This is a genomic window from Stenotrophomonas sp. STEN023 (assembly GCF_056760135.1).
Genome location: NZ_JBRREF010000019.1, coordinates 38471 through 64355, shown reverse-complemented (window position 1 = coordinate 64355; position 25885 = coordinate 38471). Strand labels below are relative to the sequence as shown.

Here is a 25885-nt window from a genome sequence, read left to right as displayed (position 1 = left end):
AGCCGTCCATGTCTAATGTTCTTTCCACCGGCACCAGTGCGCTGATCGCCTTCCAACGGGCGCTGGCCACCGTCAGCCACAATGTCGCCAACATCAAGACTGACGGCTACAGCCGGCAGAAGGTGGATTTCGCCACGCGCGATCCCAGCGACGTGGGCTATGGCGACGTTGGCAATGGCACCAAGATCACCGACATCCGCCGTGTCGCCGACCAGCTGGCGATCTCGCGCCTGCTCGACAGCAATGGCGAGTTGGCACGGCTGCAGCAGCTGTCCGGCATGGCTGACCGGGTTGATGCCCTGTTCTCCGATGCCGCCACCAATGTAAATGGTGTGTGGTCCAACTTCTTTGATGCCGTCAATGGACTGGCATCCAACGCCTCCGGCACCGCTGACCGGCGTGATGTGCTGGACAACGCCAGCACCCTGGTCAACCGTTTCAAGCAGCTCAACGGCAACCTCGACAGCCTGAACAGCGAGGTCAACAACGGTCTGATCTCGGCTGCCACCGAGGTGAACCGGCTGGCCTCGGAGATCGCGCAGATCAATGGTGCGATCGGCAGCAATGCCGCCGCCGCTGCGCCGGACCTGCTGGATCGCCGCGACCAATTGATCTCCAAGCTGGTGGGTTACACCGGCGGCACTGCGGTGATCCAGGACGGCGGCGTGATGAACGTCTACTCCGCCGGTGGACATGCGTTGGTCGTTGGCACCACGGCCTCGCAGATCACCACCGCAACCGATCCTTATCAGCCCGAGCGTCTGCGCCTTGCGATCAAGACCCAAGGCATGACGGTGACCCTGGACAGCAAGGCGCTTGGCGGCCAGATCGGCGGCCTGCTTGAGTTCCGGGAAACCGTGCTGACCCCTGCGCAGGCCGAACTCGGCCGGATCGCGGTCGGCATGGCGCAGTCGTTCAACCAGGCACATGCCGAAGGCATGGATCTGTACGGCGATATGGGCGGCAACTTCTTCAATCTCGGCGCGCCGAAGATCGCCGGCCATAGCGGCAACACCGGCAGCGCGACGTTCACCGCCAGCTATGGCGACCTGGCCGCGCTGGATGGGCAGAACCTGCTACTGAAGTTCGACGGCACGAATTGGCAGGCGACCCGTGCCGATACCGGCGTTGCAGTGCCGATGACCGGCACCGGCACCGCGGCCGACCCATTCGTGGTCAATGGCGTGCAATTCGTCGTCGGTGGTACGCCGGCCGCCAATGATCGCTTCCTGTTGCAGCCCACCGCCAACGCCACCAACGATCTGTCGGTGGCGATCACCGACCCTTCTCGCATCGCCGCCGCAAATCCGGTCAAGGGCACCGCCGTGCTCAGCAATACCGGCACTGGCGTGCTCGGCAAGCTGGACGTACTGAACGCTGGCGATCCTGCCCTGCTCAACCCGGCAGCAATCACCTTCGTCGATGCCAACAACTACACCATCGATGGCGCCGGGCCGTATCCGTACACGCCTGGCCAGACCATCAGCGTCAATGGCTGGAGCGTGGTGCTTGATGGCAAGCCGGCTGCCGGCGATCGCTTTGACATCGGCAAGACCGCTGCAGGCTCCAGTGACAACGGCAACGCCTCGCGTCTGGCCAATGTCGAAGATGCCAAGGCATTCAATGGCGGCACCGTCACCTTGAACGGCGCGCTGGGCGGGCTGACCACGCAGATTGGTTCTGCCGCGCGTGCCGCCGATTACTCGCTGCAGGCGCAGCAGGTGATCAACGACAACGCCAAGGCATCGCGCGATTCGATCTCGGGCGTCAACCTCGATGAAGAAGCGGCGGACATGCTACGGCTGCAGCAGGCCTATCAGGCTGCATCGCAACTGATCTCCACCGCCGACACCATGTTCCAGACGATCTTGAAGGCGGTGGGCTGATGAGTAACCGTATCTCCAGCAACATGATGTATGACCAGTCGGTCTCGCTGATGCTGTCCAAGCAGAGCAAGATGAATCATCTTGAGCAGCAACTGGCCACCGGCAAGAAGATCGTCACTGCCAAGGACGATCCGGTCGCCTCCGGCACCGCGGTCAACCTGGACCGCGTGCTGGCCGAGATGGAACAGCTGGGCAAGAACGCCAATACCGCACAGAACCGGCTGGGGCTGCAGGAAAACACCTTGGCGCAGGCCAACGAGCTGTTGGCGCGGGTGTCCGATCTGACGGTGCAGGCCAACAACGCCGCGCTCTCTGCCGAGGACCGCAAGACGGTGTCGGCCGAGTTGCAGGCGATCAAGGACCAGATGCTGGCCTTGGCCAACACCACCGATGGCAATGGCCGCTACCTGTTTGGCGGTGCCGCCGACGGTGCCGCGCCGTTCACCCTCGCCAATGGCACCGTCACCTACAACGGTGACCAGATCCAGCGCCAGGTCGAGATCGCGCCAGGCTCGTTCGTGAAGGACGCCCAGCCAGGCAGCGAAGTCTTCCTGCGCATCCGTACCGGCGACGGCACGGTGGATGCAGCGGCGGTCGCCGGCAATACCGGCAAGGCTGTGCTGACCGATATCAGTCGCGATGGCTCCGGTAGTTGGAACGGCGACAGCTACACCTTGCGCTTCACCGCTGCCGACACCTACGAAGTGGTGGATGCCAGCAACACCGTCGTTGGCACCGGCACCTACAAGACCGGCGAGGACATCGTCTTCCAGGGCCTGCGCGTGCGCATTGAAGGCGCCCCTGCCGCTGGCGATGCATTCACCGCCGGGCAAGCCAGCACCCGGGATGTGTTCAGCACCATCGATCAGCTGGTGCAGTCGCTGCAGATGGACACCTCCACCGAAGCTGGCCGCACCGCGCAGCAGAACGCGCTGCAGGCGAGCATGCGCGATGTCGCCCGGGCATCGGGCAGCCTGATCGATGCGCGCGCCGCCGGCGGCGCACAGCTCAAGTCAATCGATGATGCGGCATCGCTGCGCGAGGCCAGCAGCATCACGCTTGAAAGTTCCCTGTCGCAGCTACGCGACCTCAACTACGCCGAAGCCATCGGGCAATACCAGCTCGAGGGTGCGGCTTTGCAGGCGGCACAGACCATCTTCACCCAGATGCAGTCGATGTCGTTGTTCAACATGATCCGCTGATTCCGCAATCCGCACCGTTTCCGCCTCCTCACACGCAGTACGTCACCGAACACAACGGAGAAGTCCCATGGCACAAGTCATCAACACCAACATCATGTCGCTGAACGCTCAGCGCAACTTGAACACCAGCGGCAGCAGCCTGGCGACGTCCATCCAACGCCTGTCTTCCGGCTTGCGTATCAACAGCGCAAAGGACGATGCTGCCGGCCTGGCCATCTCCGAGCGCTTCAGCACCCAGATCCGCGGCCTCGATGTCGCCGTGCGCAATGCCAACGACGGCATCTCGTTGGCCCAGACCGCCGAAGGCGCGATGGTCGAGATTGGCAACAACCTGCAGCGCATCCGTGAACTGGCGGTACAGTCGTCCAACGCCACCAATTCGCCCAGCGACCGTGAAGCGCTGAACGCAGAAGTCGACCAGCTGCTGTCGGAAATCGACCGTGTTGCCAACCAGACCGGCTTCAACGGCACCAAGCTGCTGGACGGCAGCTTCACCGGCGCCCTGTTCCAGGTAGGTGCCAACTCCGGCCAGACCATCGGCATCAATGCCATCGTCGACGCCAACATCGACACGCTCGGCAAGTCGGGCTTCGCCGACAACGTCAGCGGCGCCGGCATCGGCGGCACGGCAGCGACTGCCTCCGGCTCGATCAGCGGCATCACCGTCAGCGTCACCCCGGCCGGTGCGGCTTCCGCTTCGCAGATCAAGCTTGACGACGTCAAGATCGAAGTCGGCGACGATGCAGCGGCCGTGCAGAAGAAGGTTGCACAGGCTTTCAACAACAAGCTGGACCAGACCGGCATGTACGCAACCATCGAAGGCGGCCAGCTGAAGCTGACCTCGGTCAAGGCCGGCCAGGACTTTGGCGGCATCACCAACGGCACCCTGACCGGCGGCACCGGCATCACCGTCTCGCTGGCGGCCGATCTGGGTGCAACCACCGCTGCAGCCGGCGTCGCCGCCAATGGCGGCGGTACCCGCCACATGGAAGATCTGGACATTTCCGATTTCGCTGGTTCGCAGCGCGCAATTGAAATTGTCGACAAGGCCCTGACCGCGGTAAGCAGCTCGCGCGCGGAGATGGGTGCGATCCAGAACCGCTTCACCTCGACCATCGCCAACCTGGCCACCACCTCGGAGAACCTCTCCGCTTCCCGTAGCCGTATCCGCGATGCGGACTACGCCAAGGAAACCGCCGAGATGACCCGCACCCAGATCCTGCAGCAGGCCGGTACGGCCATGCTGGCCCAGGCCAACCAGGTGCCGCAGAACGTGCTCAGCCTGCTCAAGTAAGCACGCACCACGTGTTCAAACAAAAACCCCGGCTTGCCGGGGTTTTTTAGTTCTTGATTTTTTGTGGGAGCGGCGTGAGCCGCGAAGCTGGCGCATCATCAGATCGCGGAATCCACAGGGCCGTGTGCACAACCGGCGTCGCGGCTTACACCGCTCCCACAACCGGATCCACGGCACTTCCGTCGTTGGACAGCGATTTTTGTCAATCAGATCTTACGGAAGCCCTAAAGCGCGGGAGGGTGCTGCCGTTATTGATATCAGCAGCGGTACTGCGGCCCCTACGGCACCTCCCACTGCACTCAGTACCGGTCAGGTTGAGCTGCCGGATCAAACGACAAAAAGGAATCCGAAATCATGGCACAAGTCATCAACACCAACATCATGTCGCTCAATGCTCAGCGCAACCTGAACACGAGCGGCAGCAGCCTGGCCACCTCGATCCAGCGCCTGTCCTCGGGCCTGCGCATCAACAGCGCCAAGGACGATGCTGCCGGTCTGGCCATCTCCGAGCGCTTCACCACCCAGATCCGCGGCCTGGACGTTGCAACCCGCAACGCCAACGACGGCATCTCGCTGGCCCAGACCGCTGAAGGCGCGATGGTCGAAATCGGCAACAACCTGCAGCGTATCCGCGAGCTGGCTGTGCAGTCGTCCAACGCCACCAACTCCTCGACCGACCGCGAAGCGCTGAACTCGGAAGTCAACCAGCTGCTGAAGGAAATCGACCGCGTCTCCAACCAGACCAACTTCAACGGCACCAAGTTGCTGGACGGCAGCTTCTCCGGCGCCCTGTTCCAGGTTGGTGCTGACGCCGGCCAGACCATTGGCATCAACAGCATTGTCGACTCCAACATCGACGCACTGGGCCGTGCCGGCTTTGCCGCAACCCAGACCTCGACCGCCGCACTGGCATCGGGTGCAGCCACCTCGGCCGGTACCATCAAAGGCATGAGCGTCAACGGAGTCACCATCGAAACCGTCAAGGTTGCCGTTGGTGACACGGGCAGCGACGTCAGCAAGAAGGTGGCAGCAGCCATCAACGAAAAGATGGACCAGACCGGCGTGTACGCAGCGGTCGACAAGGATGGCAAGCTGAGCATGACCTCAGTCAAGGCTGGCAAGGACTTCACCTTCACCGACGCCACCCAGACCGACGCAGCAGGCCTGGCCTACTCGGGCGCCGGCATCATTGCAGGCACCGTGGCCGCCAATGCTGGCTCGGGCACGAAGTTCCTCAAGGACCTGGACATCTCCACCGTCGGCGGCTCGCAGCAGGCACTGGAAATCGTTGACAAGGCGCTGACCGCCGTCAACAGTTCGCGTGCCGACATGGGTGCGATCCAGAACCGCTTCAGCTCCACCATCTCCAACCTGTCGACCACCTCGGAAAACCTGTCCGCCTCGCGTAGCCGCATCCGTGACGCTGACTACGCCAAGGAAACCGCAGAGCTGACCCGCAACCAGATCCTGCAGCAGGCCGGTACCGCCATGCTCTCGCAGGCCAACAGCTCCACCCAGAACGTGCTGAGCCTGCTGGGCTAAGCACAAGGCGGTGCCCTTGCACCGGCACCGAACCTGATGTAGCCAAGACCCCTGCCAGTCGGCAGGGGTTTTGTGCATGGAAAGCCTTGGCCCGCCGTAACGGCACGCGGCTTGCATGGAGTGCACGCAAACGCCGCCGTCTGCCTAAAGTTGCTGGGCATGCGTGCCGATACAAGGGATACCTGCAAGGGCGTCCTTCAGCCTAGACCAAGGAAATAGCATGGCCACCTCCTCCCTCGCTGCTGTCGGCTCCGGCCTCGACATCCCGACCATCGTTGCCAAACTGGTCGCTGCCGAGCGCAAGCCTGCGGACAACCGCATCAACTCGCAGGGAACGGCGGCCACCGCCAAGCTGTCGGCACTGGGCAACATCAAGAGCTCGCTGACTGGCCTGCAAGGGGCGCTCGAGGCCATGGCCAAGAGCGCCGACACCCGTTCCTACAAGGCGACGGTTCCGGAAAACTCAGGCTTCAGTGCCAGCATCATCACCGACGCCGGTACCGGCAAAACGCTGGCGACGGCAGGTACGTACAACGTCGAAGTAATGAGCCTTGCGACCACGCAGAAGCTCAGCTCCGGCGCGTATGCCGCCGATGCAAAAGTTGGCGACGGAAAACTGTCTTTCGCCTGGGGCGACAAGAAGACGCTCGACGTCGATATCGCCGAAGGTTCGACGCTGACCGAAATTGCCGCCGCCATCAACAAGGCCGCCAACGGCAAGGGCGTCAACGCCACCATCATCACTGCCAGCGATGGCCAGCATCTGGTGATGAACGCCGTCGATGCCGGCACAGAGGGCGCATTGAAGGTCACCGCCAGCGGTGGCAACGGCGGCTTGTCCGCGCTGACCTGGGACGGCGCCGCCGGCGGCATGGCCCAGACCACCGCAGCCACCAACGCCAAGGTCAGCGTTGACGGCTTCGTGCGCGAATCCAGCAGCAACTCAATCACCGACATCATTCCTGGCGTCACCCTCAATCTATCCAAGGCCGAGGTTGGTACCACCCGTACCTTGACCGTGGCGCAGGACAATTCGCCGCTGAAGATCAACTTGCAGGCCTTCATCAGCGCCTACAACGCGACGACCAGCATGCTGAAGAGCGCGACCAGCTATGACGCCACCAATGACAAGGCATCCACCTTGACCGGCGACTCGATGATCCGCGGCCTGCAGCAGCAGATGCGCAGTCAGTTGAGCGCGAACGTCGTCGACCTGAAGGCGCTCGGCGTTGCCATCAACAAGGATGGCACCCTCAGCTTCAGCGCTACCACCTTCGACAAGACCGTTGCGGAGAACCCCGGCGCGGCCGAGGCATTGTTTGGCAGCAAGGGGGCCCTTTCCAGCGGCATGACCAGCATGCTGAAGAGCAACCTGGACAGCACCGGCACCCTGACCCAGCGCACCGACTCGCTGAACAAGCAGATCAAGAAGCTGGAGAAGGACCTGGACGCACTGGATGCGCGCATGGAAAAAGTCTCCGAGCGCTATACCAAGCAGTTCACCGCAATGGACACACTGGTCGCGGGCATGCAAAGCACCAGCAACTACCTCAGCCAGCAGCTGGCATCCAAGTCCTAGTAATCGCCGCACCGCAGCGTCCAGCGACCTAAACCCACCACCCACCGCAATGACGAACATCTCGCCACGCGGCTGATAACAAGGAGTCCCATCCACATGTACGGTGCCAACCGCCACTATGCCGAGCAGTACCGCAAGGTCGGCGTTTCCAGCCGTGTCGTCGATGCGGACCCCCATCGCCTTGTGGCCTTGCTGCTTGAAGGCGCCGGCGAGCGCATCCGCCGCGCAGAAGCCTGCCTGGCCAGTGGCGACCAAGCCCTGAAGGGCAAGGCCATCGGTGAAGCCTGTGCCATCATTGGCCATCTCAACGGTTCGCTGGACCATGAGGCCGGCGGCGACGTGGCGGCCAATCTGTCCTCGCTGTACGAGTACGTATTGCACCGCCTGACCGAGGGCAACCTCAACAATGACGTCAACGCTTTGCAGGAGTCCTTGTCGCTGATGACCGAGATCGAATCCGCCTGGAATGCCATCCCCTCCGAGCAGCGCGCCATGCCCGTTGCCAGCGGGGCACGCTGATGGCCGATACCGCCAACCAGGTGCTTGATGCCCTGCATGCAGATCTGGACGCGTTGAAGAACGCCATCGACGCTGATGACCATGACGGCGCCGAACAGATCGTCGCCACACATGATGCGCGCCTTCGCAGCTACATCGAGGCCAACGGCACCTCAGGCAGCGCAGACGCATTGCAGGCCTTGCTGGAACAGCAGCACGCACTGACCAGCCGCATGCGCGAACTGCGTGACGAAGCCGCCCTGTATCTGCGTGCCGAACGCCAGACCAGCCGCGCCGTCAACGCATACCAGCAGGCCGGAACCCTGGCATGAACCACACCGGCATCGACCATCCCGCTGAAACCGAGCTGTTCAACGACACGCTCAGTTGCGAGTTGTCGTTGCCGGCGGCGTTTGAAGCCAATGCCAAGGTGCGCCGGCCCGGCAGCGCCGAAATGCTTCTGCGCAGCATTGCGCTGGTCGAAGACGCCCGCAATGTGGATGACAGCAACGACGATCGCAACGACAACAGTCTGCAATTGCAGCGGCTGGAGGCACGGCTCGACCTGACCCTGGTGCTGCTTGGGCGCCTGCTGCAGCGTGAGTCCCCCGTTGCGGAACCAGTAACCCTGCGCTGGTCACGGCACGGCCTGCGCCTGCAGCGCGACCAATTTGCCGGCATTGCCCCTGGAACCCCCGGCATTGTCAGCCTGCAGCCGGCCGAATGGCTCCCGGACGCGATCGAGTTACCAGTAGTCGTGCTTGCCGAGGACGACACCGGCCAGGGGCCGCAGCTTTGGGTACGGCTGGAGACCCAGAATGAAGCGCTGCTGGCCGCGCTGGAGCGGCATTTGTTCCGCCTGCACCGCAAGCAGATCGCCGACAGTCGCCGCAACCGGTGAGCCTATTCCCAACTGCTGTGCTGGCGCCTACGCCCCTGCTCCGCTAAGGTGCAGCATTCCGATATGACCCGGTCCACTGTGCGCGTTCTTATTGTCGACGACCATACTCTGGTGCGCGCCGGGCTCACCCGGCTGCTACAGACATTCGACGGGATCCAGGTGGTGGCCGAAGCCAGCAATGCCGATCAGGCATTGGAGATGGCCCTGTTCCATGTGCCAGACCTGATCCTGCTGGATCTTTCCCTGCCGGGCCGTTCCGGGCTGGAGGCCTTGACCGATATCCGCCAGCGGCTGCCACATGCCCGCGCGGTAATGATGTCCATGCACGATGACGTCGCGCACGTCCGCAATGCACTTGATCGCGGCGCAGTGGGCTTCCTGGTCAAGGACGCAGCGCCCGCCGAGTTGGAACTGGCACTGCGTGCAGCCCACGCAGGTCAGGTTTTCCTGAGTCCACATATCTCGGCAAAGATGCTTGCGCCGCTGATGGGCAAGGAGCGGACAACCGGTATTGGTGCCCTCTCGCCCAGACAGAAGCAGATCCTGCGGCGTCTGGGCAGCGGCCAGACCACCAAGGAGATCGCCGCCGATCTGGGCATCAGCATCAAAACGGTGGAGACCCACCGGGCGAGGATGATGGAGTCGCTAGGTTGCCGGCGCGCCAATGACCTGCTTCTGCTGGCCCTGCGTCATGAAAATGACCTTAGCTGACGCCGACGCCTCGGCAAAAGACGTTCTACGTCACGAAAACGGAAATCCGGCACCAAAGCGGGTCTACTGTATTAAATCAATAACTTGCAATAAAACCCCAAGTTTTTCGCGCCAATTAATCGACGCAACGTAGGGGTTTCACCTACAAGACGTAAGGTTGTTTTTGACGGGTATCAGGTCAACACCTATTACCGCCCCGACATGAACCACGCAAGATGCGTTCCACAACGCAGCCATCGACTGGCCGCACGGGGAAACGCATGAAAGCCGCACTGTCCGCCCAGCTGGGCCAGCAACTCCATCTCACGCCCGCCTTGCTGCAATCGATCCGCTTGCTGCAGCTCAATGGCATGCAGCTGGAGCTGGAAGTCCGCCAGGCGCTTGAGAGCAACCCGCTGCTGGAACTGCAGGAGCAGGCCGAGGACGCCCCGGTTTCGACTGCTGCCGACAGCGCCCAGACCGACACCGCCGCCTTTGACGAACTCCCCGAGAGCAACCTTTGGGATGTACCGGGCGCCAGTTGGAATGCCGATGACGAGGACCGCATGGCGCGCATCGCGGCCGGCGAGTCCACCGATCCCCAGCTGCGCATTCTCAATGCGTTCGCCTACGAGCTGAGCGATGCCGATCTGGCTGTCATCAGCTTCTGGCTGGACCACTGCGACGAGGCCGGCTACCTGCAGGCGCCGCTGGCCCAGTTGACCCAGCTGGCCAGTGCCCGCCTGGACCGCACCAGCACCGATATCGAAGCCCTGCGCCAGCGCCTGCTGCATGGCGAGCCGGCCGGCATGGCCGCCGTCGACCTGCGCGAATGCCTGCTGGCCCAGCTCACTGCCCTGCCCGGTCTGGTGCCGGCCCGAAACCTCGCGCGTAGTCTGCTCGACGCTGACATGCAGCTGCTGGCCAATCACGACTACCCGGCCCTGGCTCGCGCCCTGGATGCCGAGGTGGAGGACGTGCAGGAAGCCTTCCGCCTGCTCCTGTCGCTGCAGCCACGCCCGGGCGAAAGCCTGCTGCCGCAGCAGGAAATGAGTGTGATCCCGGACGTGGTGGCCTGGCACGCCGACGGCCAATGGCGGGTTGCGCTGAATCCGGCCACCACGCCACGCCTGGCCATCAACAGCAGCTACGAGCGCGTCGTCGCCGACAGCAGCGGTGAATCAACGCAGCCGTTGCGTGAGATGCTGCAGGAAGCACGCTGGCTGACCCGTGGCCTGTCAATGCGCTACGACACCCTGCTGCGCACCGCACGCGTCATCATCGAACGCCAGGCCGCCTTCCTGGTCAATGGCGACGAATCGATGGCGCCGCTGACCCTGAAGGAAGTGGCCGACCTGATCGGCATGCACGAATCCACCGTCTCGCGCATTACCTCCGGCAAGTACCTGCAGACACCGCGCGGCACCTTTGAACTGAAGCACTTCTTCGCCGTCCGTCTGGAAGGTGCAAGCGTCTCCGGGCAGGCGGTCAAGGCCATGGTCAAGCGCCTGATCGATGCCGAACCGGTCGCCCGCCCGCTGGCCGACGAGGCCATTGCCGGCCTGCTGTCGCGGCAAGGAGTGAACATTGCACGCCGGACAGTCGCAAAATACCGCGAACAGCTTGATATCGCCCCGGCCCGCGAGCGTCGCCGCCAGAGCAGCAAGCCCCAGCTGGCCCGTGTGGGCTGAGACCAAGGATTCCCATGAACAAGCTCACCGTAGTACTGGTTGACGACCACGAAGGCTTCATCAACGCCGCCATGCGTCACTTCCGCAAGATCGAGTGGCTGGAAGTGGTCGGCAGCGCCGCCAATGGGCTCGAAGCGATTGAACGCTCGGAGACATTGCGCCCGCAGGTGGTATTGATGGACCTGGCCATGCCGGAAATGGGCGGGCTGCAGGCCACGCGCCTGATCAAGACCCAGGACCAACCGCCCTACATCGTGATCGCCAGTCATTTCGATGATGCCGAACACCGCGAACATGCACTGCGCGCCGGTGCCGATAATTTCGTCAGCAAGCTGTCCTATATCCAGGAAGTGATGCCGATCCTGGAAGGGCTCAAGGTACAAGAAGATGAGTGAGTCCCGCATTCTGGTGATCGACGCCGACGGCATGCGCGCCGAGCGCACGCTGGCCCTGTTGGAGTTCATGGACTTCAACCCGCGCTGGGTCAGCGAAGCACAGGACATCGACGTCAGCCGTCACCGCAGCAACGACTGGATGGCCGTGGTGGTCGGCACGCTTGAAGACGCCGACCGTGCTGCAGGCTTCTTTACCTGGCTGGCCGGCACCTCGTTGCCGCCGCCGATTCTGCTGGCCGAAGGCGATCCGCTGGCGTTCTCGCGCCATTACGGCCTGCACGAGGCCAATGTCTGGCCGCTGGAACAGCCGATGCGCCATGCGCAGATGGAAGCGCTGCTGCGCCGTGCCAGCCTGAAGCGGCTGGATGCCGAGCACCAGGCCGACAACGCTGGCGACAACGGTCCGACCGGGCACAGCCCGGCAGTCACCGAGCTGCGCCAGCTGATCGAGCAGGTCTCCAATTTCGATACCACCGTGTTGGTGTTGGGCGAATCCGGCACCGGCAAGGAAGTAGTCTCGCGCGCCATTCACCAGCGTTCGCCGCGCCGCGATGGACCGTTCATCGCCATCAACTGCGGCGCGATTCCGCCGGATTTGCTGGAAAGCGAACTGTTCGGCCACGAAAAAGGCGCCTTCACCGGTGCGCTGAGCGCACGCAAGGGCCGCTTTGAAATGGCCGAAGGCGGCACCCTGCTGCTGGACGAGATCGGCGACATGAGCCTGCCGATGCAGGTCAAGCTGCTGCGCGTGCTGCAGGAGCGCAGCTTCGAGCGCGTTGGCGGCAACCAGACGATTCGTTGCAATGTGCGGGTGATCGCCGCAACCCACCGCGACCTGGAATCGCGCATCACCGATGGCAAGTTCCGCGAGGATCTGTTTTACCGCCTCAACGTGTTCCCGATCGAGGTGCCGGCGCTGCGCGAGCGTGCCAGCGATCTCCCAGTATTGGTGGAAACCATCGCCACCCAGCTTGCACGCACCGGCCGCGGCGAAGTCCGCTTCGCACCGGAGGCCCTACAGGCACTGGGCAGCTATGCATGGCCGGGCAATGTGCGCGAGTTGACCAACCTGGTCGAACGCCTGGCCGTGCTGCATCCAGGTGGCACCGTGCGCGTGCAGGACCTGCCCAGCCGCTACCGAGGTGACCAGGCAAGCGGTGCCGCCGCCGCGAACAGCAACGACGAACGCCCGATGCTGGTGGGCAGACTGGCCGCAGCACCGGCACAGCCCAGCAGCCCGCCTGCTGGCCTGATCAACAAGATCAGCGCGCCGGACAATGGCGCCCAGCTGCCGAGCGAAGGCATGGACCTGCGTGACCACATGGCCGGCATCGAGCTGACCCTGATCAACGAAGCATTGGAGCGTACCCAGGGCGTGGTCGCCCACGCTGCACAGCTGCTCGGCCTGCGCCGTACCACCCTGGTGGAAAAGCTGCGCAAGTACGGCATTGAGCGCGATCCTGTTACGGAATAAACGCAGTGGATAGCAACGAAGCAACAGCAACACCGGTCACCGAGCGCAGCGAGCTGCGCGACGAGCGCGGCAACAGAGTGATCGCACCTGTTGCCTTGAGCAATCTCACTACCTTGTTCAAAGGCAGCAACTGCACACTTGAGATCCACCCGCAAGCGCGGCTGGGGCCATTGGCCATCGAGTTCCACGGCTCCAACGCGCAGTGCCGGATAGGCCCCGCCGGTCCGGCGGGCAGCTTCTCAGCGACCATCCGTCTGGGTGAGGACTGCGTGGTCGAGATCGGTGCCGGCGTAACCACGACCGCACGAGCCTTCATCGCCACCAGCGAAGGAGCGCGACTGATAGTAGGCGATGACTGCATGTTCGCCTCGGACGTGCAGTTGCGCGGTGATGACGCACATCCCATCTTCGACATTCATACCGGCATTCGCATCAATCCGGCCGAAGACATCGTGATCGGCGCCCATGTCTGGCTTGCCTATGCTGTGCGCTGCCTCGGCGGTGCGCACATTGGCGATGGCAGCGTGATTGGCATGGACAGCGTTGTAACCGGCCCGATACCGAACAACTGCGTGGCCGTTGGCACCCCAGCTCGCGTGATCCGCCGCGATGTCGCCTGGGAGCGCCCGCATCTGTCGATAGCGCAGCCGCCGTACAAGCCCAACGGCGACTGTATCGCTCGCTCCAGTTACTGGAATCCCACCCGCGAGTGAATCGCCCGTGATCCGTGGCATGGAACTTGCCTGAGGCAGTTGGACCATGCCTGCACGAACTCCCCACTCATGACGATCGTTCTTACCTACGGGACCTTTGACCTTCTGCATGTCGGTCACGTCAACCTGCTGCGCCGTGCCCGAGCGCTGGGCGACCGCTTGATCGTGGGCCTGTCCTCGGACAGGTTCAACGCGATAAAAAGCAAAACGTCCACCCAGTGCTACGCAGACCGCGAAGCCGTTGTGCGCGCGATCCGCTACGTGGACGACGTCTTCCCTGAAGACAACTGGGAACAGAAGGCCGAGGACATCCGCCACCACGGTGCCGACATCCTGGTGATGGGCTCGGACTGGGCGGGGCAGTTCGACTCCCTCAGCTCCCAATGCCAGGTGCGTTACCTACCCCGGACAGAGGACATCTCCAGCTCCTCGATCAAGGCGCGCATCCGCCTGGATGGAATCGAACTGACACCCGCCGGCGCTGCTTCGCTGTCCATTGCTTTCCCTGGCAGAGGTCGCTGATGCTGCCTGTCTTCCAGATCCACACCCCTACCGGAAAAAATGCCCCTAGTGCCCCGTGGCTGCAGCTGCAGCCTGCACCTCGTGGCATCAGCGGCCTGCGTCTGCGTAGCCGTGACGGCAAGCGCTTCCTGGCCCTGACATTCCATGTGGATGGCGACGCCGTACGCGCCCAGTTGCCTGCCCCGGCGCTGCTGGAAGACACTCCGCAACGCTGGGATGTACAGATCGAGTTGGGCAGCACTGGCGTCTTCGAGCAACTGGTAGGAACGACCACCGATGGCAGCGACCGCCACTTCTTTCGCGAGACCGTGCATGGTCACGGATTGTCGGCGTACCTGAGCGACAGCGCCAGTTCACTGGCGCTGTTCACTGCGCCACTGGAGCAGCACGCGATGACGGTGGAGTCCGAGAATCTGCGCGCGGCATTCCCGTCGTTGCTCGAGGAGCTGCCGTTGCAGGAGGACCTCGTAATATTCGAGAGCTTCTTCGGCAAAGCTTACGGCGGCAACCCCCGCTACGTGTACGCGGCGTTGCGCAGGAAGCGCCCCGACCTGCACTGCGTATGGGCCTACAGCGGTGACGAGCAGATTCCAGGCAATCCACAACAGGTAATCCGCGGCTCCTGCGAGTATCTCCGCCTGTTGGCGCAGGCAAAGTACCGAGTCAACAACATCCTGTTCGCTGCGCACGGCCGCAAGGCGGAGACGCGTTACCTGCAAACCTGGCATGGCACACCGCTCAAACGGCTGGGTTATGACATCACCGTGACCGGCCCGGAAGTCGACGCGCGAGACAATCTTTACCGTGAGTCTCGTGCATGGACACTGCTGCTGAGTGAGAACGGCTATTCCAGCGAGGTGCTGCCGCGCGCATTCCGCTATGAAGGCCCTGTGCTCGAAGCCGGCTACCCATTGACTGACCCACTGGCAAGGCAAAGCGCGGCGCGCGAGGCTACCCTTGCCCGCCTGGCGCTTCCGTCAGGTCATCGTTTCGTGCTGTATGCCCCCACCTGGCGCGACAGCCATCAAGTCGGCCACTGGCGGTTCGACTTCGACCTGCAGCTGGACCTGGTGAAGATCGCAGCGGCGCTGGCCCCGGATCAGATCCTTTTGTTGCGGGGCCACCACCTGATCAGCGTGGGTTTGCAGGATCTGGAGCTTCCCTCAAACGTCCGCGATGTCTCGCATGTGGATGATGCCAGTGAGCTGTGCGCGGTTGCCGATATCCTCATCACCGACTACTCCTCGATCTTCTTTGACTACGCCACCACCGGCCAACCGATCCTGTTCTTTTGTTACGACCTAGAGCACTACGCCAAGCAAGTGCGCGGCTTCTACCTGGACGTTGAGCAGGAGTTACCCGGTCCGATCGCGCGTACCACCGATGAACTGATAGCCCTTCTCGGCGACCTGCCTGCGGTGCAGGCGGCCCATGCCGATCAATATGCGACCTTCAGGGAGCGCTTCTGCCCACTCAACGACGGCAAGGCAGCCGAACGTGTTGTCGATGCATTTTTCGGTCCGTTTCCCGCCCAGAATCAATTCATGACCGATCTGGTAGCAGTGGCTGCCGGCGGCGCTGACGAAGACGACGCGCGCCTGCGCAGCCTCATCAAGCGCTACCTGCCCAGCTCCGACGAAATTTCCACCTTGCTGTATGAGCGTCTCAGCCGCGTAGAACAGCAGCGTTTCCTGGTGTGGTTCCTCAAGCGCTGGGCCGGCATCGACCGCATCCCTCCTGAGGACCTTGCCCACTACCTTGCCGAGGTTGCCCGTATTCGCGGTGAGCCGCGAGTACCGATCATGGTCGGTGGTGGCCAGTACGTGCTTCAGGATCTTCGCTCGCAAGGCCATGACTTCCGGCTGGCAAGCTATGCGTGGGCACTGAGTATTGATGACATCCTGTTCGACCAGTACCAGAGTGATGGATTCCGTGTCCGCCCTGGCGAGGTGATCATCGATGCTGGCGGATTCATCGGCGACACTACTGTCCTGTTCTGCGCAAAGACCGGCAACGATTGCCAGGTGCATGCTTTCGAGCTTCTGGACGAGAACATCGCATTGTTCGAGTACAACCTGCAGCTCAACGGCGTGGCTGACCGTGTCGTGCTCAACAAGCTGGCACTGTCGGACCACAGCAATGGTTCACTGCTGATCAAACCGGCCGAGCTGCAGGGTGCAACGTCGGTCAGTGCCGGGGATGGCCCCGGCGAGCGCATCGCCACCATCACCCTCGACGACTATGTCGCGCAGCACGGGCTGCAACGCGTCGACCTGATCAAAATGGACATCGAGGGATCGGAGATTCCAGCATTGCAGGGCGCCCTGCAGACCATCCGTCGCTTCCGTCCCAAACTGGCGCTATGCCTTTACCACAAGTGGGACGACGTGCTTACCATCCCCCGTTTCATCTCCGAACTTGGCATCCCCTACCGCTTCACCTTCAAGTGGGTGCAGCTGCCTCAGGGATGGGAAGCGGTGCTGCTGGCACAGCCCTGCGAGGACGCACAGCCATGACCGTGAACGTGCTCGTGTTCCCCTGCGGTTCGGAGATCGGCCTGGAGATCCATGCTGCCCTGCGCTATGCCAAGGATATACGCCTGCATGGCGCGTCTTCCGTATCGGACCATGGTGAGTTCGTCTACGCGCGCTACCGCCAGATCCCGGCGCAGGCTGGCTCTGCCGAACTGATCTCCCAGCTCAATGCGCTGATCGATGCATGGGACATCGATCTGGTGGTGCCAGCGCATGACAGCGTGATCCCCGTCCTCGCCGACAACGAAGACCGTTTGCATGCCCCGGCGATGGTGCCTGATCAGCATCTTGCCGCCATCTGCCGCAACAAGAACCTGACCTATGAACGCCTGCAGCGATTGGGCATCGTGCCAGGCAGCGTCGAACTGGGTACCACCGGGTACCCGGTCTTCGCCAAGCCCGCAATCGGCCAGGGCAGCCAGGGCGCCGAACGCGTCGATGACGATGCGCGGCACCGGCAATTGGCCAGCAGCGGCATCGAGTATGTTTTCAGTGAGTATCTGCCCGGCACTGAGTACACCGTGGACTGCATTTCCAACGGCAGCGGCGTCCTGCTGCACGCTGCGCCGCGCGTGCGTGGGCGCGTCAAGTCCGGAATCAGCGTGCGTACCGAGCCCGTGGAAACGGCTCCGGAACTGGAGGCGATGGCGCAGGCCATAGCTACCGAGCTACGCCTGAAGGGTGCCTGGTTCTTCCAGGCACGCCGCGACCGGGACGGTGTCCCCAAGCTGCTGGAGGTAGCACCGCGCATCGCCGGCTCCATGGCACTGAACCGTATGCGCGGCATCAACTACCCGTTGCTCAGCATCTACGCGTACATGGGCCACACCTTCAATGTCATGCCCCAGCACTACCCTCTGGTCATGGACCGTGCACTGGGTAACCGTTGGCGTGCGGAACTGCTCTACAAGCGCGTATATCTGGATCTGGATGACACGCTGCTGGTACGTGGCAGCCCGGAGCCGCAGCTGATGGCATTGCTGTACCAATGGAATGCGCGGAACGTGCCAGTCGTGCTGGTCACCCGCCATGCCTGCGCACCTGAGCAGACACTTGCCCAGCACCGCATCTGTGTGGATCTGTTCGAACGGATCGTACACCTGCGCGATGGCTCACCCAAGAGTGCAGCCATTCCGCCCGGAGAGGCGGCAATTTTCATCGATGACGCCTTCAGCGAACGCGCCGAGGTAGCTGCCGCTCGTGCCATCCCGGTATTCGACGTCGACGCATTGCAGCAGTTGATGGAGGTTCGCGCATGACCCCGGATGATTTCGCCAGCGATAGTGAAGCCACTCTGCTTTCCATCGTTGTGCTGGTCTACAACACCGCGCAATACCTGCCGGAGTGTTTTGATTCACTGCTTCAGCAGGACTATCGCAACATCGAGATAATCGCCATTGATGACGCCAGCACCGACGAAAGTCTGGCGATCTGCCGCGATTACGAGCGGCGCCATCCCAATTTCCGCTGTGTCAGCAAGCACAACGAGGGCGGCGCTGTCTCAGGCAACCTCGGCATATCACTGGCCCGTGGGCGCTATGTGGCCCTGGTCGACTCTGATGACAAAGTGCCCCCCGACGGCTACCGCCTGTTGATGGAGCAGGCAATGCAGGCTGATGCCGATATCGTCATCGGTCGCGCCGCGCGATTGCAGGATGACAAGGTTTCATCGGTGGCGTTTCTGTATGAGCCCTATGTATGGGCACGGCGGCGAAGCTTCGGTTCCGTGGACGAATTTCCTGATGTGATCCACGACTGCTTCTATTGGAACAAGGTCTTCCGCACCGAGTTTCTCAGGGAGAATGGACTGGGGATGGTTCCGGGCCTGTTGTATGCGGATCGCCCCTTCATCCATCGCGCCTATTGGTACAGCCGACGTACCGTGATCATTCCCAAGCTGGTCTACTACTGGCGTCGTCGCCCAGAAGGGGCCACTGCCTCCATTTCGCAGAACATCCGCCAGGCCGACAACTTCCTCGACCGCATCCGCTCGATGAAGCTTGAATGGCATGACTTCGACGACGTCGCGGGCGCCGCCGGCTATCGGCGTGCAATCGCCGTTGCCAACCTGCAGCGCGCCCTGCACGCTGCGTCCGGGATTGTCGCGTCCCCGGCCTTCCGTCGAGTATTCATCGAAGCAATGCAGGAACTGCTCGCGCTGTACGGAGATCTGGATTGCCGCGCGCTCGGCGCCAGACGCTGCCTGTACTTGGAGCTGATCAAGCGTGGCGAGGTGGGAGGTCTGTGCTTCCTGCTGGGTGTCACCAGCGAGCGCGGCTGGATCGCAGAGATCGACGGCGCCTGCTATTGGAAGCAGCCATTCCTGGATAACCAGGAGATCGTTCTGCCACGGGCCGCAATGCGCCTGGAATTCCCGAACATCGGCTTCTTCCGCCTCAGCGATATTTCCCTGGACGAGAACAGCCTGCGCCTCACCCTGGAACTGCACGACAGCATCATGGCCGGATGTGAAGTCTGGTTCGAACTGCATTCGATCTATGGCGAAGGCAGCTGGCAATTCCAGTCCGATGGCAGGACCGGCGCTCACCGCTGGCGCTACCGCCTGGATACCCAGGCAGCGGACTGGGAGGCCGGTGCCCTATACGGACTCGTGTTGCACTATCGCACCATGGACGGCATCCATGGCCGTTACCGCATCGGTCCGGGGATGGTTCCGCCGGGCTGGGCGACCTCACTTCCGCTGCGCGCATCGCTGGGCAGCCTGATGTTCTCGCCGGAGGCAGGCGGCATGGGCCTGGCCGTCAACTAAGCGACGACGCACTCGGGCACGGGAATTGCATGGCCCTGTAAGCCGGCGCCCCGCCGAAACCTTTCCTATTGGTCCGCTTGCGATGACTACCAAGAAGCCGATCCCGGTCACCAGCCCCTTGCTGCCTCCTCTGGAAGACTTCGTTCCCTACCTGGAACGGATCTGGGAGAGCCGCATCCTGACCAACGGCGGCAGCATGCACCAGGCGCTCGAGAAGGCGCTGTGCGCCTACCTCGGGGTCGAACATATCGCATTGTTCGCCAATGGCACGCTGGCGTTGCTGACCGCACTTCAATCATTGCGCATCACCGGTGAAGTGATTACTACACCGTATTCATTCGTGGCCACCGGCCATTCACTTCTGTGGAACGGCATCAAACCGGTGTTCGTCGATGTCGACCCGGTTACCTTCAACCTGGATCCTGCACGGATCGAAGCTGCCATCACCCCACAGACCACAGCCATCATGCCGGTGCATTGTTATGGCACGCCATGTGACGTGGATGCCATCGACCGTATCGCAGAAAACTACAATCTGCGCGTGATCTACGACGCGGCCCATGCCTTCGCTGTCAGTGACACCCGCGGCAGCATACTTCGGCACGGTGACCTGTCTGTCCTCAGCTTTCATGCAACCAAGGTGTTCAACACCTTTGAAGGCGGCGCCATCATCTGCCCGGATGCGCGTACCAAGCAACGTATTGACCATCTGAAGAACTTCGGGTTCGTCAACGAAACCACCGTGGTGGCGCCCGGCATCAATGGCAAGATGAACGAGGTCAGCGCAGCATTCGGCCTGCTCCAACTCAAGCACATCGACAACGCGCTGGCCCGCAGAGCATCCATTGATGCCCTCTACCGGCGACGCCTGACCGGTATCGCTGGCATCAAATGCCTGTCCCGCCCGCCGGAGGTACGCCACAACCACGCCTATTTCCCAATACTCGTCGGCGACGACTACCGATTGCAGCGCGACGAGTTGTACCACCTGCTGCGCGCCGAGAACATCCTGGTGCGGCGCTACTTCTACCCGCTGATCAGCGAGTTCCCGATGTACCGGGGCTTCCCGTCTGCGGCACCGGACAACCTGCCGGTAGCCCACGCCGCCGCCCGACAGGTATTGTGCCTGCCAATCCACCCGGACCTGCAGGATGCTGAGGTCGACCATATCTGCGATCTGCTGACCGCGCATGCGCAGGTCCGCGCTGCCTGATGGACGCATGGCCGTGATACCCGCGTGGTTTGGAACCCCGCTGCTACTCGTCTGGCGGCTTCTGGATCTGTTGATACCCAAACGGAGCGACCACTGGGCATTCTTCGACCACCCGCTCAAGCGCGGGCAGTTCATCGAAAATGCACGCGCGGTCTATGAACAGGTGAAGGACGACCCGCGTGTTCGTTGCCAGGTGTTCGTGCGTACCGATCAATGGCCTACTGGTGTCGAGGAAAACGAGCGAGTGCGCGTGGTCCGCCTCGATTCAGTGGCTGGCCTCTGGGCACTGGCCCGTTGCCGTGTATTGCTGCTGACAAACTCCACGTCGTTGGACATGTCACTGGCCTGGCGCAACAGTCGTTATGGTGCGCCGCGGCCATGGCTGCACCGGCGCATCACGATCAACCTGTGGCACGGCATCCCCCTCAAGCGGTTGTTTGCGCTGGCCAATCCCGAGCAACGTCAGCATGGTGACCGCGATCGCCATCGTCGCCGCGAGCGCCGCTTCTACACTGGATTGGTCGCCTCGTCGGAAACCGATGCCTACGCCATGGCAGCGATTTTTCATCCCTTGCCACCGCGCAATGTGTGGGTCACCGGCCTGCCTCGCAACGACTTCCTTCGCATCGCTGAAGACTCCCTGCCCGTGGGCCTGCGCGACGAGGTTGCCAGCGTGCGAGCGCTGTGCGGCGGCCGTCGACTGGTGCTCTACGCGCCGACTTACCGCGACGCCAGCGTCACCATGGAGCGCTCCTATTGCTTCAGCGATGGTGAAGTAGCCCAACTCAAGAACCTGCTACGCCGCCATGACGCAGTACTCGGCATCCGCGGCCACTACCTGGTCAACGGGCCGGCGCCGCTGGATCCGGTGCGCCATCTGGATGGCGATGTGCTGCTGGACCTTGGCCATGAGCACTTCCAGGAAATTGCACCATTGCTGCGCGAGAGCGCGCTGGTCATCACCGATTACTCGTCGGTCTACATCGACGCACTCTATCTTGACCTGCCAGTACTTTGCTTCGCCTACGACCTTGAGCACTACCGCACCCGTCAGAACGGGCTGCTGTACGACCTGGAACTGGCATTCCCTGGACCAATTACCAACACCTTCGATGCCCTGCTGACCGCTCTGGATGCCTTGCTGGCACAGCCAAAGCACCTCCCCGATGAGCGCTATCTCGTTGCCCGTCGCCTGTTCTTCCAGTACCTGGACACCAATAATTCGCAACGCGTGGTGCAACGCATCCACGCAGCGATCGCGGACCATAACACTGCCTGATGCCAATGAGCCTTACTCCTACATCTTCTCCACTGGTCAGCGTGGTTATTCCGGCATACAAGGCCCGCTGGCTGCTGCAGGCACTGGAAAGCGTAGGCCGACAGACGCATCGCCCACTGGAAATCGTCGTCTGCGACGATTCGGCTGCGGGATACGTACAGACGGCCGTGGATGCCTTTGCTGCACGGGTGGACTTCCCGGTGCGCTATTCGCGCAACCCCGGTCGGTTGTGGGAGGTACGCAGCACCGCGCGAGCGATAAGCCTGGCCGAAGGCGAGTACATCAAGTTTCTGCACGATGACGACGTACTGCATGAGGACTGCATCGCAACCCTACTGGAGTCGTTCGAACGCGTCCCAGGCCTGGCTTTGGCAACCGCCCGCCGCCAGCTCATCGACGAGGCAGGCATGCCCCTGCCCGATGAGCTGCCCACCGCATTCCCCGCCAATCATGACGTACTGGTGGACGGCAGGGACCTGATCGACTTCTTCGGCGACCACACCCTGAACTTTCTTGGCGAACCAAGCGTCGCACTGTGCCGGCGTGCCCCGTTGCTGGAAATGGGCGAACAACTGGCCGCACTCAACGGCACCCACATGTCCTGGCTGGCCGACGTGACAATGTACGTCAAACTGCTGCATCAAGGCCCGGTCGCCATTACTGCTCGCCCGCTGGTCGACTTCCGTATATCGCGCTTCCAGTTCAGTCAACGCGGGCGGGACCAGCCCGGCATTGCAGAGAGCTGGCACCAGGCATTCCGCGAGGCCCTGCGTACGCTTGGCTGGTATCGAGGCGGCAACACTCGCGAAGTGTCCATCGCGCCACTTGACGGACAACAACCCGCAGAGAAAGTGGACTTGATCGAAGCATTGGATCAAGCGCTGCTCATATCAACAGCCCGCTGGCCTCTGCGCGATTGGCAAGCACGACGCCAGCTCAATCAGGCACAGCGGCTGGCATTGCAGACCGCGTTGCGGCAGCTACCAGATAGCTGTGTGGAGATCGTGATTCGCGCCGGAGGCCATCCAGCCAGTGCGTTGCGCAGGACACTGGGCAGTTTGCCCTTGCAGGCACGATTTGCCGAGATCATCGGCATCTGCATTCAGGGTACCGCCAACGTGCCCGAACATCTCAACGGGTTCCATCGCCGACTCGCAACGGACACGACGCTGGATGATGCTCTGCGTACCAGTCCTGCTGACTGGGTACTGTTCGTGGATGCAGGTACCGAGTTTCACGCCTCCGGGCTGCGAAGGTTGCTTGCTGAGCTTGCCCACAATGACAGCCCCAGATGCGCCATGTACGCCGACGAGTGGCACGTGGATGCACAGCGCAACTTGGCGCCCGCACTGCGACCAGATATCAATCTCAGCCTGCTGCTGGAGAACCCGACGCTGCTAGCTGGGCACTGGCTGTTCCACCGGCCCACTGCGCTGGCGATCGGCGGCATGGATGATGATGCAGGAACAGCAGCCGAACTCGACCTGATCCTGCGCCTGATCCAGCACGGCGGATTGGAGGGCATCGCGCACATTCCGGAGCCCCTACTCAGCTGTGCCCCACCACATGCCGATCACCCAGCCCACCAGCGCGCAATCACGGCCCACCTGCACGCGCGCGGTTATCCCGATGCAACCGTTACGCTGCGTGACGAAGGTCTGTATCGGATCGCTCATGGCCATACCGGGCGGCCGCTGGTCTCGATGATCCTGGTGGTCTCGCAGGACGCCGTACTTGCATCCATCGAACGCTGCGTGATCTCCCTGCTGGAGAAAACCACCTACCCGCATTACGAACTACTGTTGATCGACAATGGTGCCAAGCCCGACGCCAGTAACTGGATGCGGAAAGTCGAACCATTGGCGGCGGGGAGAATCCGCGCCTTTGCTTTTGACCCGCCATTGCCGCATGCAGCCGCCTGCAATGTTGCTGCCGGGCAGGCAGCAGGTCAGTTCCTGCTTTTTCTCCGCGCGGACGTGGCCATATTGCAGTCGCACTGGCTGGACGCGCTCATGAACCATGCGCTTCGCAGCGAAGTCGGCATCGTCGGCGGCAAGACCATAGCCGCCGACGGCACGATCACCCATGCAGGCCTGGTACCTGGCCTGCTCGGCAGTGGTGGGCGAGCGTTCGCGGGCATGGCCATGAATGCATCCGGCTACATGAATCGCCTGCAGGTGGCGCAGGATTACTCAGCGGTGGCAGACAGCTGTCTGCTGATCGGTAGCGAACTATTCACCGCACTGGATGGCTTCGACCACGCCACCTTCGCTGACCTCGGCGCCGACGTGGACCTGTGCCTGCGCGCGCGCCAACGCGGCTACCTCACAGTGTGGACGCCAGATGCACTGCTCCTGCACTCCGTTCAGTTCGCGCCATTACCCGAGCCTGCAGAGTCGGTGTTGCTGGACCGCTGGCTGCCCGTCCTCGCCCATGATCCCGCCTACAACCCCAGCCTGCGCCTGGACGTTGCCGGCGGCTTTCGGCTGGGTGAATCCGAGTTCTCGTGGAAACCATTGCCATGGCGGCCGGTCCCGCGCGTATTGGCGCAGCCTGCTGATCCCTGGGGCAGCGGCCAATACCGGGTGATCCAGCCGTTCGAGGCCTTGAAGTCGGAAGGCCATGTCGAAGGTGTGGTCTATGCAACGCTGCTCGATCCGGTGGAGCAGGCACGCATCGATCCGGATGTGGTGATCCTTCAGCGTCGTGTCAGCGAGGACGACCTGCACAATATCCAGCGCATGGGCCGCTATTCGTCCGCACTGAAGATCTACGAGCTGGACGACTACCTGCCCAACCTGCCAGCAAAAAGCGCACACCGGGAACACATGCCGCGCGATGTGCTGCGCAGCCTGCGCAAGGCACTCGGGCTGGTCGACCGCTTTGTGGTGTCCACGCCAGCAATGGCCGAGGCATTTGCCGGCCTGCATCCGGATATCCGCATCGCCGCCAACCGGTTACCGGTGAACTGGTGGAAGCAGCTGCCGCTGGTCCGCCATGAAGACAGCCCGCGACCGCGGGTTGGTTGGGCTGGTGGGCTTGGCCATACCGGTGACCTGGAGATGATCGCCGACGTCGTCAGCGAATTGGCGAAGGAGGTGGATTGGGTGTTCTTCGGTATGTGCCCGGATCGCCTGCGCCCCCATGTCGCCGAGTTCCATCCGGGCGTGGAGATTGCGCTCTATCCACGCGCCTTGGCTGGTCTGCAACTTGATCTGGCAATCGCACCACTGGAAGACAACCGCTTCAACGCCTGCAAGAGCAACCTGCGCCTGCTCGAATACGGTGCCTGTGCGGTACCGGTGGTATGCAGCGATGTCGGCCCCTACCAGGACCCTGCCCTGCCCGTCACCCGCGTGCGCAACCGGCACCGCGAATGGGTGGGCGCCATCCGCGAGCACCTGGCTGACACAGCTGCCCGCCGCCAGGCCGGCGACGCATTGAAGCACGTCGTCCACCGCGACTGGATGCTGGAAGGTGCTGGTCTGGATGAATGGCGCGCAGCCTGGCTGCCCTGACCCACAAATCAATGTCCCGCCCGCTCGACGGCCGTCGGTTCTCCGGCGGCCGTTTCCATTTGGGCGTCAAAACCGGCGCCTGCCTTGATAGCCCGACCGGCAGCGTCGGAATTCCGACACGCACCGCACCTCCGTACGACGCATTCACGAACATCAAGGCCTTCGCGGTTCCGGCACGCAACTT

20 protein-coding genes are annotated in these 25885 nt (G+C 62.5%); all 20 read left to right on the top strand.

The window, feature by feature from the left end; all coding sequences use genetic code 11:
- Positions 1-8 precede the first annotated feature (8 nt).
- The 20 genes from flgK (at position 9) to ACVOLV_RS07950 (ending at position 25701) form a co-directional block, all read left to right on the top strand.
- Positions 9-1886 (top strand): flagellar hook-associated protein FlgK, encoded by a 1878-nt coding sequence (gene flgK / locus ACVOLV_RS08045; RefSeq protein WP_481553912.1) that lies wholly within the window; start codon positions 9-11, stop codon positions 1884-1886.
- Entirely contained in the window at positions 1886-3088 is a 1203-nt protein-coding gene (gene flgL / locus ACVOLV_RS08040; RefSeq protein ID WP_481553911.1) for a flagellar hook-associated protein FlgL, read from the top strand. Before flgK ends, flgL begins: the two co-directional genes overlap by 1 nt.
- A 67-nt stretch (positions 3089-3155) precedes the next feature.
- Complete coding sequence (locus ACVOLV_RS08035) at positions 3156-4382, top strand: flagellin (protein ID WP_481553910.1); 1227 nt, start codon at positions 3156-3158, stop codon at positions 4380-4382.
- Positions 4383-4736: 354 nt separating this feature from the next.
- Complete coding sequence (locus tag ACVOLV_RS08030; protein WP_481553909.1) at positions 4737-5924, top strand: flagellin; 1188 nt, start codon at positions 4737-4739, stop codon at positions 5922-5924.
- Between the two features lie 220 nt (positions 5925-6144).
- Positions 6145-7503, top strand: coding sequence for a flagellar filament capping protein FliD (gene fliD, locus ACVOLV_RS08025; protein WP_481553908.1), 1359 nt, complete (start codon positions 6145-6147; stop codon positions 7501-7503).
- A 96-nt stretch (positions 7504-7599) separates the two neighbouring features.
- On the top strand, positions 7600-8022 hold the full coding sequence (gene fliS / locus ACVOLV_RS08020) for a flagellar export chaperone FliS (protein ID WP_481553907.1): 423 nt from the start codon (positions 7600-7602) through the stop codon (positions 8020-8022).
- Positions 8022-8333 carry a hypothetical protein gene (locus ACVOLV_RS08015; protein ID WP_481553906.1) on the top strand — a complete coding sequence of 104 codons (312 nt, stop codon included), beginning with the start codon at positions 8022-8024 and terminating at the stop codon, positions 8331-8333. The genes fliS and ACVOLV_RS08015 overlap by 1 nt, the downstream gene beginning before the upstream one ends.
- The gene (locus ACVOLV_RS08010; RefSeq protein ID WP_481553905.1) at positions 8330-8902 is read left to right on the top strand and encodes a PilZ domain-containing protein; all 573 of its coding nucleotides are present in this window, start codon (positions 8330-8332) and stop codon (positions 8900-8902) included. The genes ACVOLV_RS08015 and ACVOLV_RS08010 overlap by 4 nt, the downstream gene beginning before the upstream one ends.
- 78 nt (positions 8903-8980) lie before the next feature.
- On the top strand, positions 8981-9613 hold the full coding sequence (locus ACVOLV_RS08005) for a response regulator (protein WP_481553923.1): 633 nt from the start codon (positions 8981-8983) through the stop codon (positions 9611-9613).
- Between the two features lie 260 nt (positions 9614-9873).
- Positions 9874-11283 carry an RNA polymerase factor sigma-54 gene (gene rpoN, locus ACVOLV_RS08000; RefSeq protein WP_481553904.1) on the top strand — a complete coding sequence of 470 codons (1410 nt, stop codon included), beginning with the start codon at positions 9874-9876 and terminating at the stop codon, positions 11281-11283.
- A 14-nt stretch (positions 11284-11297) separates the two neighbouring features.
- Positions 11298-11678 (top strand): response regulator, encoded by a 381-nt coding sequence (locus tag ACVOLV_RS07995; RefSeq protein ID WP_481535027.1) that lies wholly within the window; start codon positions 11298-11300, stop codon positions 11676-11678.
- Positions 11671-13152: a sigma-54 dependent transcriptional regulator gene (locus tag ACVOLV_RS07990; protein ID WP_481553903.1), complete on the top strand. Its 1482-nt coding sequence runs from the start codon at positions 11671-11673 to the stop codon at positions 13150-13152. Before ACVOLV_RS07995 ends, ACVOLV_RS07990 begins: the two co-directional genes overlap by 8 nt.
- Positions 13153-13157: 5 nt before the next feature.
- Positions 13158-13865: an acyltransferase gene (locus ACVOLV_RS07985; RefSeq protein WP_481553902.1), complete on the top strand. Its 708-nt coding sequence runs from the start codon at positions 13158-13160 to the stop codon at positions 13863-13865.
- A 69-nt stretch (positions 13866-13934) separates the two neighbouring features.
- Entirely contained in the window at positions 13935-14387 is a 453-nt protein-coding gene (locus ACVOLV_RS07980) for an FAD synthase family protein (RefSeq protein WP_481553901.1), read from the top strand.
- Positions 14387-16903: an FkbM family methyltransferase gene (locus ACVOLV_RS07975; RefSeq protein ID WP_481553900.1), complete on the top strand. Its 2517-nt coding sequence runs from the start codon at positions 14387-14389 to the stop codon at positions 16901-16903. The genes ACVOLV_RS07980 and ACVOLV_RS07975 overlap by 1 nt, the downstream gene beginning before the upstream one ends.
- Positions 16900-18180: an ATP-grasp domain-containing protein gene (locus tag ACVOLV_RS07970; protein ID WP_481553899.1), complete on the top strand. Its 1281-nt coding sequence runs from the start codon at positions 16900-16902 to the stop codon at positions 18178-18180. The genes ACVOLV_RS07975 and ACVOLV_RS07970 overlap by 4 nt, the downstream gene beginning before the upstream one ends.
- Positions 18177-19691, top strand: coding sequence for a glycosyltransferase (locus ACVOLV_RS07965; RefSeq protein WP_481553898.1), 1515 nt, complete (start codon positions 18177-18179; stop codon positions 19689-19691). The genes ACVOLV_RS07970 and ACVOLV_RS07965 overlap by 4 nt, the downstream gene beginning before the upstream one ends.
- Positions 19692-19773: 82 nt before the next feature.
- The gene (locus ACVOLV_RS07960; protein ID WP_481553897.1) at positions 19774-20904 is read left to right on the top strand and encodes a DegT/DnrJ/EryC1/StrS family aminotransferase; all 1131 of its coding nucleotides are present in this window, start codon (positions 19774-19776) and stop codon (positions 20902-20904) included.
- 7 nt (positions 20905-20911) lie between these two features.
- Positions 20912-22183: a CDP-glycerol glycerophosphotransferase family protein gene (locus ACVOLV_RS07955; RefSeq protein WP_481553896.1), complete on the top strand. Its 1272-nt coding sequence runs from the start codon at positions 20912-20914 to the stop codon at positions 22181-22183.
- A gap of 5 nt (positions 22184-22188) precedes the next feature.
- Positions 22189-25701 (top strand): glycosyltransferase, encoded by a 3513-nt coding sequence (locus ACVOLV_RS07950; protein WP_481553895.1) that lies wholly within the window; start codon positions 22189-22191, stop codon positions 25699-25701.
- Positions 25702-25885 lie beyond the last annotated feature (184 nt).